This is a genomic window from Streptomyces sp. MBT65, from assembly GCF_016612545.1.
GTDB lineage: Bacteria > Actinomycetota > Actinomycetes > Streptomycetales > Streptomycetaceae > Streptomyces.
This window is the reverse complement of sequence record NZ_JAENRY010000736.1, coordinates 1-553: the sequence shown is the minus strand read 5'-3', so window position 1 is coordinate 553 and position 553 is coordinate 1. Positions and strand designations below refer to the sequence as shown.

Genomic DNA, 553 nt, shown 5'->3' with positions numbered 1-553 from the left:
GTCTCGTGGGCTCGGTGGTGTTGGCGGTGACGAACAGCCGCGGCGTGCCCGCCAGTCCGAGACCGGTGACGGTGACCGACGTCGGGGTATTCGCCACGGGCGTGATGGTCACCTGGCCCATGCGGATGTTCCCCGCGGAGAGCTTCCCCGCGACTGCGGCCGCGCCGTCCACGGCCAGGTCCTCGTAGACATCGAGGTCGCCCACGATCGTCGTCGGGGCAAGCAGCGTGGCCGTGGCCCCCAGCTCGTCCTCGACCAGGCGGAGCGCGCCCATCGTGTAGAACTTCTCGCCGGTCGGCCCCAGCGTCATCACAAGGTCTGGCCGGTCGTGGGTGCCGTGCCCCGGCGGCCGAAGCTGGAGGTACCCCAGCTGCATCTCACCATCGGAGTTGATCCCCGTGGTGAGGTCGCCTGGGGCCGTCTCCGACGTGGCGCCGGAGTACAGCAGAAGGACGCCGTCCGGGGTCAGCTCGATCCGGTCGCCGGTCGCCGCCGTCCGGATCAGCGTTCCCGTGATGACCCTGCCGTCGAGCGCGTTCACCCGGATGTGCTC

At 70.3% G+C, this 553-nt stretch carries 1 protein-coding gene; it reads right to left on the bottom strand.

Annotated features, from left to right (window positions below; translation table 11 throughout):
- Positions 1–553, bottom strand: a 553-nt coding sequence (locus JHN63_RS51885) for a hypothetical protein (RefSeq protein WP_200692051.1), incomplete at both ends; no start/stop codon positions are given.